This window comes from Arthrobacter sp. QXT-31 (assembly GCF_001969265.1).
Lineage (GTDB): Bacteria > Actinomycetota > Actinomycetes > Actinomycetales > Micrococcaceae > Arthrobacter.
The window spans coordinates 458,189-471,825 of sequence record NZ_CP019304.1 but is presented as its reverse complement, the minus strand read 5'-3'; the positions used below and the strand labels follow the sequence as shown (position 1 = coordinate 471,825).

Genomic DNA, 13,637 nt, shown 5'->3' with positions numbered 1-13,637 from the left:
ACCTTAGTACGTCGCATGGCGGGGAGCCCGCAGATCGCGATTACCCGTTGGTAACTTTACGGCGAACGGTCGTACGCCGCCGGTGGCAGGGCGTGTCGTTTGCGTGTCTACCTGCGAAGACGTTCCAACACGACACCTAGAATGGGGGACTATGCAGCCCTCCTCGCCCGCTGAGCAGCCAGCCCCGCCCCGTTTCGGTCCGGGGAGCGGCTCCAGTCCCCGGAGCGGCTCCAGCCCCCGCAGCGGTGAAGCCGGGAGGTGGGCCGACTGGCGCGCGGCGTCGCGGCGCTCCATCCCGCGTCGTCCGGTACCGGGGCTTGGCCTGACGGGAGGCAGCCGCCAACTGGCCGGCCACCGCCTGTTCCGGCAGCAGTTGCGGCTGGGCCGGCGGGGACTTGCCATTGGCATCGACATTGGCGGCACCAAGGTTGCCGCCGGCGTGGTGGATGCCGAAGGAAACATCCTGCGCGAGGCGCGCCGGTCCACGCCGGGAAGCGATCCCCGGGCCGTGGAGCGCGTCATCGTGGAACTTGTTGAAGAACTGAGCGCCGGCACCCGGATCCGCTCGGTGGGCATCGGCGCCGCCGGCTGGATGGACCTCGACGGCGGCACGGTGCTGTTCAGCCCGCACCTCGCCTGGCGGAACGAACCGCTGCGGGAAAACCTGCAGCACCTGCTGCGCCGCCCCGTCATGCTGGTTAACGACGCCGACGCGGCAGCCTGGGCCGAGTGGCGCTTTGGTGCCGGGCAGGGGCAGGACCGGCTGGTCTGCATCACGCTCGGCACCGGCATCGGCGGAGCCATGGTGATGGACGGGCACGTGGAGCGCGGCAGGTTTGGCGTGGCGGGGGAATTCGGCCACCAGATCATCATGCCGGGCGGCCACCGGTGCGAATGCGGCAACCGCGGCTGCTGGGAACAGTACGCCTCGGGCAACGCACTGGGCCGGGAGGCCAGGGAACTGGCCCTGGCGAACTCTCCCGTGGCCCAGGAACTCCTCAAAGCCGTGGACGGAAGCGCCGAGCGCATTACCGGAGCCACGGTGACGGAGCTGGCCATCGCCGGCGACGCCGCCTCCCGTGAGCTCCTGGAGGACGTCGGAAACTGGCTGGGGCTGGGGCTGGCGAACCTGGCAGCCGCCCTCGATCCCGGGAAGTTCGTGATCGGCGGCGGCCTGTGTGCGGCAGGTGAGCTGCTGGTGGCCCCGGCCCGCAAGGCCTTCGCCCGCAACCTTACCGGCCGCGGATTCCGCCCCGCCGCCGAGATCGAACTGGCTGCCCTTGGCCCGAACGCCGGCCTGATCGGCGCCGCTGACCTGTCCCGGGTCAGCAGCCGCACCCACCGCTGACGGAAGCGTCAGACCCGGGCGCCGTCGTCGTTCTCGTCCTTCTCCTGCGGCAGCTTCATGATCAGGTACACCACTGCGGCGACGAAGACGGCCACCATGCCAAGGATTGCCAGCAGCGGCGCGGAGCGCCAGAACATCGACGACAGGACCAGGGCAATCGGAGCACCCACGGCGCCCAGCCACGCGAGCATTGTCAGCGGGTCGGTGGCCGAAAGCTTAGGGGGTTCTTCCGGAATGAACTCGCCCTCGTCGTCCTCGACCGTGTAGTCACGCGGATCCCCGGTGCCGGAATGAATACCTGCCTGCCCTGGCCGGTCAGCGTCCTCGCGCCGGTCCGCCTTTTCGTGCCCGGCGGCCTTCGCCTGCTCCGCAGCCTGCTGCCGCTCGGCGGCTGACAGCTCCCGCGGTGCCCGGGGCGCCAGGCCGAGGGGGTCGAAGTCGGTGAAGCGCTTGGCGGCACCTTCCGGACCCGCGCCGTTCCCGGCCTCTCCTGCCGGTGCAGGGCCGGCGTCGTCACTGGCAGCCGTGCTGTGCCGGGGACCGCCGGAATGGCGCGGCGGCTCGGAGGCGCTCGGTTCCCCCTCGCCCGTAGTGCTGTGCGTATCCGGAGCCGGGGTGTCGCCCTGGAGCCTGGCTACCAGATCGAGCCAGACGGCGTCGTCCTGGTTTGCACTCGGGTCGGATGAGTTCGAATCGGGCCTATTCATCGGTTGCGCCCTTCTGGCTGGATGTCGCGGAGTCGGCGGATCCCTGGCGGAGGTCCGCCACGACGGAGCGGATGAAATCCAGCGAGCCGCTGAAGATCTGGTCGGCGTCATGGTCCAGGGTGGCCACGTGGTAACTGTTATCCAGGTGGGTGAGCCGCAGCGGGGCGTGGGTGAGCCCGCGCCGCAGGGCCATGATGCTGGAATCGGAGACAACATGGTCCACTGTGGAGCGGAACACGCGGACCGGAGCTGTGATGCGTGGCAGCAGCCGGACCGTGTCCTTGAACATCTTATTCAGCTCGTGGGCCGCTGCCACAGGTGTCCGTGCATAGGCGCCCTCGTCGACGCCCGTTTTCCGGATGTCATTGGCTATGGCCGGCGTGCTCTTGAGGACCAGCTTGAGGATGCCGGCCAGCGGGGCGCGGCGGTCATCGATGACCAGGCCGGGGTTGACCACGATGACTCCGGCGACGGGCCTGGTGGCGGCGAGGCGCAATGCCAGTGCGCCGCCCATGGACAGGCCCGCGGCGAAGACGAGGTCACACTCCGACTCGAGCTCCCGGTAGGCCGCGTCCATGGCGTCGTGCCACTGCGGCCAGCGGCTGCGGGAAAGCTCCTGCCAGGTGGTGCCATGGCCCGGCAACAGCGGCATCCTGACGGCAAAGCCGGCATCGGCAAAGGACTGGGCCCATGTGCGGAGGCTGTGCGGACTGCCCGTGAAGCCATGGGAGAGGGCGATGCCGATGGACGGCCCCTCGCCGGAGAAGACGCTGCTGAACGGGCTGTGATCGGGAACAGTGGTCATGACTTCTCCGACGGTACGTGGCTGCGGGAATGCACCTGGAAAAACCGCGCCGAGGACTCGAAAATTTCCTGGGCGTCCGTGTCCAGCGTAGCCACATGGCCGCTGTTCCTCAGCAGCACCACGTCGAGGGCCGCCGCGCGCAGGCGCTTGCGGATAATAGTGAGCGAAGTCGGTGGCACCACAGCATCGTTGACCGACTTGAAAACGAGCACGGGGGCCGTGATCCGCGGCAGTCCGCGGGCAGCGGCAGCGAACAGCCTCTTCAGCTGGTGAACCGCCGCCAGCGGCGTTAGGGAGTAGTCGCCGTCGTCCGTATGGGGCGCCGTCGGATTTTCCTCGGCTATAGGCACAGTGGTCTTTTGGATGTACTTCAGCAGGCCGATGATCTGGACGCGCCGATCGTAAAAGCTCAGGCCGGGATTGACGACGGCGACACCCGCCACACTGTGGCGGGATGCGGTGAGCAGGGCGATGGCACCGCCCATCGAGAGGCCGGCCACGTAGCACTCGTCTGTTCTGGCTGCCAGCTCCAGGTATGCCGCTTCAAAGGCGCCGTGCCACTCCCGCCACCCTGTCTGTGCAAGTTCCTGCCAGGTCGTCCCGTGGCCGGGAAGCAGCGGAACTGTGACGGCGAATCCGCGCGCGGCCAGGAACTCGGCCCACGGCAGGATACTGAGCGGGCTGCCGGTGAAGCCGTGCGAAATCGCGATTCCGATCCGCGCATTGGCTCCGTGTCCCGCGTAGCTGAAAGCGGCGGGCCGTGTTCGGTCGCTGCTTTCTGTCATGGAACCATCGTGTCACTGTTCGGGACAATTCTCACTAGAGTAGGGTTGCATGCAGTGCCGCCGGGCCACTGGAAACGCGCCGGCGGTAGCCTTCCGGAGAGGTAAGACACGTGTTCTATTGGGTCATGAAGCGGATCTTCCTGGGGCCGGTGGTCCGCACTCTTTTCCGGCCGTGGGTCAAAGGGCTGGACAACATCCCGTCCGAAGGTGCAGCCATCATCGCCTCCAACCACCTCTCGTTCTCGGACTCCATCTTCATGCCGCTGATGGTGCCGCGGCCCGTCATCTTCCTGGCCAAATCCGAGTACTTCACGGGCACCGGCCTCAAGGGCAGGCTGACCGCACTGTTCTTCCGGCTGACCAACCAGCTTCCCATGGACCGTTCCGGCGGGGCGGCCTCGGCGGCATCGCTTCAGGCGGGGATGGAGGTGCTGACGCACGGCGGACTGCTGGGAATCTACCCCGAAGGCACCCGCAGCCCCGATTCCCGGCTGTACCGCGGGAAGGTGGGTGTGGCGCGGCTGGCGCTCCAGGCCGGCGTCCCCGTCATCCCGGTGGCGATGATCGGAACGGACAAGGTCCAGCCCATCGGCAAACGGCTGCCGAACATCCGCCGCATCGGCATGATCTTCGGGAAACCGCTGGACTTCAGCCGGTACGAGGGGATGGCCGACGACCGGCTGATCCAGCGGTCCGTGACGGACGAGATCATGTATGAACTCATGCGCCTCTCCGGGCAGGAATACGTGGACGAGTACGCGTCGGTGGTTAAGCTCAGGCTCGCGGGCAAGGCAGATGTTAAAGGCGATGCCGACGGCGGTGGAAAGCCCGGCGAACAGCCAGGCGAGCCGGGGGAGCCCGGTTCACCCCGGTCAGCATAGGTGTCCTGGCGCTGATATCTGTGACGCTGCGGCCGGGTGCATGACAGTCCGGGTGTTCCGAAGCCGCTCCGGCCCTCTACTCTTAGTAGTGTGACTGAGCTATCTGCAAAACCTGCCTCTTCCCTGACCAGCACTTCACAGAGCGGTGCGGCCAACTATCCGGGACTCGACAACTGGCGGGATCTTCCCATCTCCCAGCAGCCGAGCTGGCAGGACTCCGAAGTATTCAACGCTTCCGTCAAGGAACTGTCGGCTCTCCCGCCGCTCGTGTTCGCGGGCGAGGTGGACATCCTGCGCGAGCGTCTCGCTGCGGCGGCCCAGGGCAAGGCCTTCCTGCTCCAGGGCGGCGACTGCGCCGAGACCTTTGAGGGTGCCACGGCGGACAAGATCAGCGCACGCGTCAAGACGATCCTGCAGATGGCAGTGGTCCTGACCTACGGCGCAGCGATGCCGGTCATCAAGATGGGACGCATGGCCGGCCAGTTCGCCAAGCCGCGTTCCTCCAACGATGAGACCCGTAACGGCGTGACGCTGCCGGCCTACCGGGGCGACATCGTGAACGGGTACGACTTCACCCCCGAGTCGCGTGCCCACGACGCTAGCCGCATGCTCCGGGCGTACCACACCTCCGCTTCCACGCTGAACCTCATCCGGGCGTTCACCCAGGGCGGCTTCGCGGACCTCCGCCTGGTGCACACCTGGAACAAGGGCTCCACCGAGAATCCGGCCCATGCCCGCTACGAGTCGCTCGCGCGCGACATCGACCGCGCCATCAAGTTCATGGCTTCCTGCGGCGCCGACTTCGAGGCGCTCAAGCGGGTTGAATTCTTCGCGAGCCACGAGGCGCTGCTGCTTGACTACGAGCGCGCGCTGACCCGCATCGACTCCCGCACCGGGCTGCCGTACGGCACCTCCGGCCACTTCCTGTGGATCGGTGAGCGGACCCGCGAGTTGGACCACGCCCACGTGGACTTCCTGTCCCGTGTCCGCAACCCGATCGGCGTCAAGCTCGGCCCTTCCACCTCCGGCGACGACGCGCTGCGCCTCATCGACAAGCTGGATCCCGAACGCGAGCCCGGCAGGCTCACGTTCATCACCCGCATGGGTGCCGGCAACATCCGCGAGAAGCTCCCGTCCCTCGTGGAGAAGGTCACCGCCTCCGGCGCCCAGGTCCTGTGGGTCACGGACCCGATGCACGGCAACACGGTCACCTCGCCCAACGGCTACAAGACCCGGAATTTCGACGACGTCATCGACGAGGTGCGCGGGTTCTTCGAAGTGCACCATGCCCTGGGGACGGTTCCGGGCGGCCTCCACGTCGAGATGACCGGGGATGACGTGGCCGAATGCCTCGGCGGCGCCGACCCCATCGACCAGGAAGCATTCCTCGACCGCTACGAGTCTGTCTGCGATCCCCGGCTGAACCACATGCAGTCGCTGGAGATGGCGTTCCTCGTGGCGGGCGCGCTTACCCGCCGCTAGGCGGTTGCGGGAGAGCTCCAACCAGACAAAAAGACCGGAGCCGGGACTTCCCGGCGCCGGTCTTTTTGTGGACTGCGGCTGCACTGCCCTGGCTATACCACCGTGAGGGTGATGACGGAGCCCTCCGGCACCTCGGTGTCCACGGGATCCTGATCCCGGACCGTGCCGAAGAAGCCGCCGAGGACTTCGTTGACGCGGACCTCGAAGCCGCGCTTCCTCAGGGCCTCAGTAGCGTCTTCGACCTGCTTGCCGATGTAGTTGGGCACCTTGACGAGCTTGGGCCCCTCGGAAATCGTCAGGGTGACGGTTTGTCCCCTCGTCAAGGTTCCGGAAGCCGGCTCCTGGCTGACCACGGCGCCCTTCGGAACGTTCCTGTCGTGGACGGTTTCATCGGCTACCTCGGCCTTGAGGCCGGCAGCTTCAATGGCATGTACCGCTTCTTCCTCGTCCTGCCCGCGGACGTCCGGCACCGGGATGGGCTGCGGGCCCTTCGAGACAGTCAGGCTGACAGGCGTCCCGTGCCGCGCGGGCGTTCCCGGCGCCGGGGCCTGGCTTAGCACCGTTCCGGCGGGCACTTCCTCATCGAACTTTTCGGTGACCTTGCCGAGCGCCATTTCAGCCCCGTTGAGCGCCTCCTTGGACGCCTCCAGCGTCTTGCCGGTCAGCCGCGGCAGCGGAAACAGCTGCGGCCCCTTGGACACGAACAGCGACACCTGCTGGTACTTGCGGATTTCCGTTCCGGCGCCCGGCTCGGATGCGACCACCAGCCCTGCCTTGACGTCGTCGTCGAAGACATCCTGGGTGCTGGACTGGAAGCCGGCGTCCCGGAGCAGCTTCTGTGCCTCCGCCACGGTTCTGTTGGCCACGGACGGCACGGTCCCGGGGGATCCCGGCCCCATGCCGAAGAACCACCCGGCCCCGGTGGCAAGCAGGGCGAGGATCACCATGACCACGATCCAGAGCGCGCCCCTGCGCCGGGGGTTTCCTTCACGGAGGGTGCGGACGGGAGTGGCCGCGGCGCGTGACCGGGCCTTTTCTTCGTGGCGGTCCAGTTTCCGCTGTTCGCGTTTGCTCAGGGGGAGCTGGGCATCATCCCTGTCATCGTCATCGAATCCGTAGGGCGGGAGGACCGGCCTGCTGGTCGAAGAGACGTTGGTTGATGAAACGGGAGTTGAAGAGGCCGGGTTTGAAGAGGTCGGGTTTGAAGAGGCCGGGTTTGAAGAGGTCGGGGCGGAAAACACGGTGGTGGGATTGCTGGCACGGGAAATGACTTCGGTGGGACGGCCCCGGGGGACCTCGCCGCCGTGGATCGGTGACAGCACCTCGGTGTGGTTGCCCGGGCTTCCCTGTACCGGCGGTATTCCTTGGACAGCCGCGGCGCCGGGACCAGGCGGGTTTTGCGGCAGGTGCGACGGCTTCCTGGCCGGGGCGGGAGGTGCAGCGGCCCCGCGGAGGCCGTGGCTGGCAGTGGCTGAAGCTCCGCCCGCCGCCGCAGCCGCCCGCACGGCCGCAGGGGGTTGCAGGTCCAGTTCGGAGTCGGTGAGGTTGGTCCGGATATGGCGGAGTTCTGCCAGCAGGGCGTTGCCGTCCACCGGCCGTTGCTCGGGGTCGCTGGCGGTGCACCACTGTACGAGTTCGTCCACTTCGTCCGCCAGGCCGGGAACGAGGGCGGAGGGAGGACCCACGGTGGAGTTCACGTGCTGGTAGGCCACCTGGATCGGGACCTCGCCGTCGAAGGGCTGGCGTCCGGTCAGCATCTCGAACAGCATGATGCCTGTCGAGTAGATGTCGCTTCGGGCGTCGGCCGGCTTGCCTAGGACCAGTTCCGGAGAAAGGTATGCGACGGTGCCGATCAGGGCACCTGTGCTGGTTGTTGTCGTTACCGCGCGGGCGAGGCCGAAGTCGCCGATCTTGATCCGGCCGTCGTCGGCAATCAACACGTTTTCCGGCTTCACGTCGCGGTGGATCATGCCTGCGGCGTGGGCCGCTCCCAGGCCCTCCACGACCGGATCGATGAGGGCCAGGGCCAGCCGGGGCGACAACGCGCCCTTGCTGTTGATGACGTCGCGAAGGGTGTGCCCCTTGATGTACTCCATCACGAGGTAGGCGGTGTCACCGTCGTGCCCCTGGTCCAGCACGCCCACCACATGCGGGTGTGAGAGCTTAGCGGCAGCCCGTGCTTCGCGCGCCAGGCGGTCCAGGAAATTGCCGTCGTTGGCCAAGTGCGGATGCAGGACCTTCAGGGCTACATCACGGTCCAGCCTCTGGTCCGTGGCCACGTAAACGGTGGACATCCCGCCCCGCGCCAACCTGGACTTCACCTGGTAGCGGTTGTCCACCAGCGACCCAATGAGACTGCCTATAGCGTTTTCCTGCACTCTTCGATACTAAGTGCTGCACGGAAACGGGTCCGAATCAACATAGGATCCGGACCCGTATCGTTATGCTCCCCGGGGCTGGTCTGACCCTGCCCCGGGGCAAGTGGGGCACGTCAGCTGAAGTTCTTGCGGTGTGCCTTGATGGCTGCGACGTAGTGCTTGGTGTCGGTGTACATGCCGTACTTGTTGACCGAGTACTGGCCCTGGTAGTAACCGGCGATGGCGTAGTCCAGGTTCTTGCTGGTCCGGATCAGCTGGCGGATGATGGCGACGCCGGCGGTGACGTTGTCGTAGGGGTCCAGCAGGTTCAGTTTCCGGCCCACGAGGTCAGATGCCCACTGGCCGGAGGAGGGGATCACCTGCATGGTGCCGATGGCGTTGGCCGGCGACACTGCCCGCTGGTTGAAGCCCGACTCCTGGTAGGCGAAGGCCTGTGCCAGCGCAGGATCCACGCCCATCCGCCGTGCCGTGTCGGCCACGATGGACTGCATCTGCGCCAGGGACGGGACGGGCGAGGCGTTGAGCAGGGCCTTGTTCTTGTTGGCCGAGCTGACGACGGCGGGCGGGTAGGTGTAGCCGAGGAAGGAGCTGGGCACCAGCGGCGTAACGCTGGACGCGGGCTGGACGGAGCCGGTCTTGCCGGGAATGGCGATCTTCTGACCGGGGAAGATGGTGCTGGTGACCTTCAGCCGGTTCGCCGACAGGATGGCCGAAAGCTTCACGCCATGCCTGGCCGCGATGCCGGACAGTGTGTCCCCGGACTTGATGACGTAGGAGGCGGAGCGCGTGACGGCCGGTGCTGCCGCCTTGGTCGGTGCAGCCGCAACGGCCGTGCCGGCACCGAGCCGGATCTTCTGGCCCGGGAAGATGGTCGATGTCATCTTGAGCCCGTTCCAGCTGAGCACCTGGGAAAGCTTGACGCCGTGCCGCCAGGCAATGCCGCCCAGGGTGTCACCGGATTTGACGGTGTACGTCCGGGCGGCGGTACGGGCAGGCGCGGCAGCAGTCTTCGCCGCCGGTGCCGCGGCACCCTTCAGCTTGATGCGCTGTCCCGGGTAGATCACGGAGTTCGACCTGAGGTTGTTGAGCTTGAGCACGGCAGAGGTGCTGAGTCCATACCGGCCGGCGATGCCGCTGACCGTGTCCCCGCGGACCACCGTGTGGGACGCCGGGGTGACGCGGGTGGGCTGCAGAGCTGAAGGGAGGGCTGCCGGCACGGAGGCTGCGGGAATCACGCCCGCTTTGGCTGCAGCCGCCTGAGCCTCCATGGCGGCGGCAAGTGTCGCAGGGACCGTCTTAGGACGGGCTTCGGCCGCTGCGGGCTCGGCGACCGCAAGGGAGGAAAGCATGACGGCAGGCAGCGTGGCCGTCGTGGCCGCGATCAGGGGCAGGCCCGGCCGGGGTGACTGCTTGGTGGAGCGGGTCGTCGTCATGGGAAAGTCCTCTTCTCAGCGGCGATTGCTGTCGGTCATGCCATTTGCTCGTGATACTAATGTTACTGATGTTAATCGTGGTGCGAATGTTATCTATGTGAATCTCTCACGATTTCTCGGTTAGCACAAGAATTGGTTTTCACCCGGAAAATCAGGCGCGCTGGGAGTGTCGCGCGCCAAGATGCTGCGGGCCGAGGAGCGCGCCGTTCTGACTAGGCTTGCGGGCGCCCGCCATGGCAACCTTGTCCCGTGAGTACTGTTGAAACCCTTGTAGGCGACTGGCTGCCCCTGCCAGATGTTGCCCAGATGCTGGATGTGTCCATTACCAAAGTCCACGGGCTCCTTGACGAGCGCGCGCTGGCAGCCCTGCGGATCGGGGAACGCAAGATCCGTTCGGTGCCCGCCGCTTTCCTTCAGGACGGCCACGTAGTAGAGAGCCTCAAGGGCACGATCGTGGTGCTGGCAGACGCCGGCTTCTCCGACGAAGAGCTCATCGGGTGGCTTTTCACCCCTGACGAGTCGCTGCGCGGGCGGCCCATCGACGCCCTCCGTGCAGGACGCAAGACAGAAATCCGCCGCCGGGCACAGTCCCTGGCCTGGTAGTGAACCCAGCCTGGTAATGAACCCGGACTGGTAACAGACCAGGCTTTGTAACAAACGGGCCGGGCCAGCCGTTTAGGCGGCCCGGCTCACTGTCGCCTCCGCCAGCCGCCGCAACGCGGTCTTGGGGAGGTCCTCCAGTGGCAGCAGCTCCAGGGCTGCATACGCTGCCGCCCCGAATTCCTCGATCAGCACCTCAGTGGCCTGCAGCGCGCCGCAGTCCGCAATGATCCGGCGGATCTCGGCAACGTCTTCGTCGCTCAGGTCAGGGCTGCCGAGCCTGGAGTCGATAAACGCAGACTCCTCGGGGGTCGCCAGGTCCAGGGCGAAGGCGACGAGCACGGTCCGCTTGCCCTCCCGGAGGTCGTCGCCGGCAGGCTTGCCGGTGGTGACCGGGTCCCCGAAGACGCCCAGCACGTCGTCGCGGAGCTGGAAGGCTTCGCCGAGCGGCAGCGCGAAGGCAGAGTAGCCCCGGAGCAGCTCATCAGAAGCGCCGCCGAGCGCCCCGCCCAGGGCGAGCGGGTGCTCCGTCGAGTACTTGGCCGACTTGAAACGGATGATCGACTGGGCGCGGCTGACGGCACCGGCACGGTCCCGGACCGGCCCCGCCACCTCTTCCAGGATGTCCAGGTACTGGCCGGCCATGACCTCGGAGCGCATCAGGTTGAAGATCAGCCTTGCCCTGCTGCCGGAGGCCGCCGTTTCACCGATGTCGGTGAAGGCCTCTTCGCTGAAGGACAGGCAGAGGTCGCCGGCCAGGATGGCCGCGGCGTGGCCGAAGCGTTCGCTGTCGAGGGCCCAGCCCTGGGACTCGTGGAGCTGGCTGAACCGGCGGTGCACGCTGGGTCCGCCCCGGCGGGTATCCGACCGGTCGATGATGTCGTCGTGGATCAGCGCTGCGGCCTGGAACAGCTCAAGGGCGGCGCCTGCCGTGATGATGTCCTCGGCTGTGGCAGGACCGCCTGCTCCGCGCCATCCCCAGTAGCACATGAGGGCGCGAAGCCGCTTTCCGCCGGTGACCAGGTTGGAGATGGACCCCATGATGGGATCGATGTCCGGCGAAATGGCATTCATGATCGACTGCCGGGTTGTCAGAAAATCTGTGAGCTTTCCCGCGACGGCGGCCACGAAGTCCGCCTGCTCGACGCGAAGCTGCTCGGCCACCATCACTTGACGGACTCGGGCGTCACGTTGGCGCCGATGGTGAAGGTGGAAATTCCGCCGGTTTGGGGGACAGCGATGTTAACCGTCTCGCTTCCCCCGCGCACGAAGTCCTTTGATGCCACGCTGCCCACTGTGTTGCCGGGAACGGCCTTGAAGCCCTGTGCTTCCAGGGCCTTGGTGTAATAGGCGACGACGGCGGCCGGCTTGGCGGAGGTTGAACCCACCAGTGCGGCGGTGGCCGGGGAGGCCGACTTGTCGAAGCTGCTGGCCACCACCTTCGCCCCGGGCATCACCGGAAGCAGCTTGGCCGGGAAGCCGGCAACCAGGGCACCCACGGTGGCCGACGTGCCGGGCGCGGCGCTCGGGCTGGCTGTTGCCGGCGCGGAAGCCGTGGCGGTCGCCGTGTTTGTTGCCGCGGCAGCCGGGGAGGCCGACGTTGTTGCTGCGGGCGTTGCGGAACCGGGCGCCTGTGCCGTGCATGCAGTCGCCCCCGCCAGCACGGCCGCTCCCGCGGCGAGCAGCCCAAGGCGGGCAGGCATGAGCGTTCCAATGACCTTCACAGGTGCGGTCCTCCTGGGTGTTGATGCCGGATGCAGCCTCCAGTTTAGTCGGGTGGAGGGCATAGGATTGCAGACGTGGGGCCGGACGAGGAGAGAGAGCAGGCGGAAGCGCGGCTTCGGGACCTTCGGCGGGCGAGCATCATGCACGTCGACATGGACGCGTTTTTTGTCTCCGTGGAACTCCGCGCCCGTCCTGACCTTCGAGGCCGGCCGGTCATCGTTGGCTTTCCGGCGGAACGCTCCGTGGTGCTGTCAGCCTCCTATGAGGCGCGCAAATTTGGCGTGAAATCGGCGATGCCCATGGCAGTGGCCCACCGGCTGTGTCCGCAGGCCATCATCATCGAGCCGAGGCACAAGCTCTACTACGAGGTGTCCGGCCAGCTGATGGCCATTTTCGAATCCATCACGGAGCTCGTCGAGCCGCTCAGTGTCGATGAGGCGTTCCTTGACGTGGGAGGGGCGATCCGCAGGCTCGGCCCCTCGCTGGAAATCGGCCAGCTGATCCGCCGGAGGGTCGCCAGCGAACTGGGCATCACAGCGTCTGTGGGGATCGCTGCCAGCAAATTCGTGGCCAAGATCGCTTCCACCCGGTGCAAGCCGGATGGTCTGCTGCTCATCCGGCCGGAAGAAACCGTGCCGTATCTTCACAGCCTGCCGGTCAATGCCCTGTGGGGCGTAGGCGGCAAGACGGCGGAAGTTCTGGCCCGGATGGGAATCCGCACCGTAGCGGACGTCGCCGCGACGCCCGTCTCCTCGCTCAAGAAGGTACTGGGCGCCACCGGCGAACACGTCCACCGGCTCTCCTGGGGTATCGACAGCCGGACGGTCACCCCGGTGAGGGTGGAGAAAAGCATTGGAGCAGAAGAGACGTTCGCCTCGGATACGGCCGACGACGCCCTGCTGCACCGCGAGCTGCTGCGGCTGTCACACCGCACGGCCGAGAGGCTCCGCGCATCGGGCATGGTGGCCAGGACTGTGGCCCTCAAGCTGCGGTACGCCGACTTCTCCACCGTAACGCGCAGCCGCACGGTCCACACTCCGCTGGACAGCGCGCAGCTCATCTATGGCGTGGCCGTCCAGTTGCTGGAGTCACTCGGCAGCCGGCCGCTGACGGTCCGGCTGGTGGGGGTCCGGGCGGAACAGCTGGAGACCGCCGCCCAGACCTCCCTTCAGCTGAGCCTTGACAGGCGCGAAGACAACTGGCGGGCTGCTGAACAGGCCCTGGACAAGGTGGCCGAGAAGTTCGGCAGCAAGTCCGTGCTGCCGGCGCGGCTGCTTGAGCCTGGGAGCGGCAGCCACTGACGTGATTCCGCTGACACCAGCGGAATCGGGAAACCGCATTCAGGGGCGCGGATCAGTGGCATTTCAAGGCCTGGGGCGCGTTGGTGCCGTTGAACAGCGTCTTTCAGAACAGCGCCCAACAAACTATCCTTATAGATACAAAGATTTCGAACGTCTGGACATGTGTGGATCACCTGACCCGCCGCGTCGGTA

The 13,637-nt window shown here is 66.7% G+C and carries 12 protein-coding genes; 5 read left to right on the top strand and 7 right to left on the bottom strand.

Going from position 1 to position 13,637, the window contains the following annotated elements:
- Positions 1–151 precede the first annotated feature (151 nt).
- Positions 152–1,348 carry an ROK family glucokinase gene (locus tag BWQ92_RS02260; RefSeq protein WP_236783080.1) on the top strand — a complete coding sequence of 399 codons (1,197 nt, stop codon included), beginning with the start codon at positions 152–154 and terminating at the stop codon, positions 1,346–1,348.
- Between the two features lie 8 nt (positions 1,349–1,356).
- Here the strand turns inward: BWQ92_RS02260 and BWQ92_RS02255 are convergent, their stop codons facing one another.
- Genes BWQ92_RS02255 through BWQ92_RS02245 form a run of 3 tightly spaced genes read right to left on the bottom strand, consistent with a single transcriptional unit; the run spans position 1,357 to position 3,645 of the window.
- Positions 1,357–2,055 carry a hypothetical protein gene (locus BWQ92_RS02255; protein ID WP_076798048.1) on the bottom strand — a complete coding sequence of 233 codons (699 nt, stop codon included), beginning with the start codon at positions 2,053–2,055 and terminating at the stop codon, positions 1,357–1,359.
- Positions 2,048–2,860: an alpha/beta hydrolase gene (locus BWQ92_RS02250; protein WP_076798047.1), complete on the bottom strand. Its 813-nt coding sequence runs from the start codon at positions 2,858–2,860 to the stop codon at positions 2,048–2,050. The genes BWQ92_RS02255 and BWQ92_RS02250 overlap by 8 nt, the downstream gene beginning before the upstream one ends.
- Entirely contained in the window at positions 2,857–3,645 is a 789-nt protein-coding gene (locus tag BWQ92_RS02245; RefSeq protein ID WP_076798046.1) for an alpha/beta hydrolase, read from the bottom strand. The genes BWQ92_RS02250 and BWQ92_RS02245 overlap by 4 nt, the downstream gene beginning before the upstream one ends.
- A 110-nt stretch (positions 3,646–3,755) precedes the next feature.
- Between BWQ92_RS02245 and BWQ92_RS02240 the strand changes: the two genes are divergently transcribed.
- Together BWQ92_RS02240 and BWQ92_RS02235 are read left to right on the top strand one after the other, a co-directional pair.
- A complete protein-coding gene (locus BWQ92_RS02240) occupies positions 3,756–4,526 on the top strand; it encodes a lysophospholipid acyltransferase family protein (protein WP_076798045.1) in 771 nt (256 codons plus the stop codon).
- A 90-nt stretch (positions 4,527–4,616) separates the two neighbouring features.
- A complete protein-coding gene (locus BWQ92_RS02235) occupies positions 4,617–6,008 on the top strand; it encodes a class II 3-deoxy-7-phosphoheptulonate synthase (RefSeq protein ID WP_076798044.1) in 1,392 nt (463 codons plus the stop codon).
- A gap of 92 nt (positions 6,009–6,100) precedes the next feature.
- On the opposite strand, the gene BWQ92_RS02230 is transcribed toward BWQ92_RS02235, so the two are convergent.
- Both BWQ92_RS02230 and BWQ92_RS02225 read right to left on the bottom strand, forming a co-directional pair.
- Positions 6,101–8,386: a Stk1 family PASTA domain-containing Ser/Thr kinase gene (locus BWQ92_RS02230; protein ID WP_076798043.1), complete on the bottom strand. Its 2,286-nt coding sequence runs from the start codon at positions 8,384–8,386 to the stop codon at positions 6,101–6,103.
- A 113-nt stretch (positions 8,387–8,499) separates the two neighbouring features.
- Entirely contained in the window at positions 8,500–9,819 is a 1,320-nt protein-coding gene (locus BWQ92_RS02225; RefSeq protein ID WP_076798042.1) for a lytic transglycosylase domain-containing protein, read from the bottom strand.
- A gap of 249 nt (positions 9,820–10,068) precedes the next feature.
- Between BWQ92_RS02225 and BWQ92_RS02220 the strand changes: the two genes are divergently transcribed.
- A complete protein-coding gene (locus BWQ92_RS02220; RefSeq protein ID WP_076798041.1) occupies positions 10,069–10,422 on the top strand; it encodes an Rv2175c family DNA-binding protein in 354 nt (117 codons plus the stop codon).
- A 72-nt stretch (positions 10,423–10,494) separates the two neighbouring features.
- Here BWQ92_RS02220 and BWQ92_RS02215 read toward each other — a convergent pair whose 3' ends face one another.
- Both BWQ92_RS02215 and BWQ92_RS23800 read right to left on the bottom strand, forming a co-directional pair.
- Positions 10,495–11,589, bottom strand: a complete 1,095-nt coding sequence (locus BWQ92_RS02215) for a polyprenyl synthetase family protein (protein ID WP_087874097.1) — start codon at positions 11,587–11,589, stop codon at positions 10,495–10,497.
- Entirely contained in the window at positions 11,586–12,143 is a 558-nt protein-coding gene (locus BWQ92_RS23800) for a hypothetical protein (RefSeq protein WP_172804234.1), read from the bottom strand. Before BWQ92_RS23800 ends, BWQ92_RS02215 begins: the two co-directional genes overlap by 4 nt.
- Positions 12,144–12,284: 141 nt before the next feature.
- Between BWQ92_RS23800 and dinB the strand changes: the two genes are divergently transcribed.
- On the top strand, positions 12,285–13,445 hold the full coding sequence (gene dinB / locus BWQ92_RS02205) for a DNA polymerase IV (RefSeq protein WP_442856759.1): 1,161 nt from the start codon (positions 12,285–12,287) through the stop codon (positions 13,443–13,445).
- The last annotated feature ends 192 nt before the right edge of the window (positions 13,446–13,637 follow it).